The 641-nt window shown below is 59.3% G+C and carries 1 rRNA gene; it reads left to right on the top strand.

Annotated elements, in window-relative coordinates:
* Positions 1–641: ribosomal RNA gene (locus AC6I6L_RS20675) — 23S ribosomal RNA — on the top strand; the annotation flags it as partial.

Here is a 641-nt window from a genome sequence, read left to right as displayed (position 1 = left end):
GGGAAGGCGTAGGGAAACCGACATGGCCGCAGTCTTACGACGAGGGCCGCCGTGTTCAAGCGCGGGGAGTCAATCGGGCACGACCCGAAACCGGACGATCTAGACGTGAGCAAGGTGAAGCGTGCCGAAAGGTGCGTGGAGGCCTGTTAGAGTTGGTGTCCTACAATACCCTCTCGTGACTTGCGTCTAGGGGTGAAAGGCCCATCGAGTCCGGAAACAGCTGGTTCCAACCGAAACATGTCGAAGCATGACCTCTGCCGAGATAGTTCGTGGGGTAGAGCGACGGATTGGGGGACCGCACTCCGAGAGGAGTGCGCCCCCCTGTCCAACTCCGAACCTACGAACGTCGTTTGACGCAGGGAGTCCGGTGCGCGGGGTAAGCCTGTGTACCGTGAGGGAGACAACCCAGAGCTGGGTTAAGGTCCCCAAGTGTGGATTAAGTGCGATCGAAAGTGGTCGCAAGCCCTAGACAGCCGGGAGGTGAGCTTAGAAGCAGCTACCCTCTAAGAATAGCGTAACAGCTTACCGGCCGAGGTTTGCGGCGCTGAAAATGATCGGGGCTCAAATCCACCACCGAGACCTAGCGGCGTGTGTCACAGCACGATCCTGTAGGTTGGCGTTCTGTTCGGGCGGAAGCACGG

The sequence above is a fragment of the Halosolutus sp. DAT137 genome (assembly GCF_059736405.1).
Note: the sequence above shows the minus strand (reverse complement) of the source record. Positions and strands in the feature narration are given on the sequence as shown.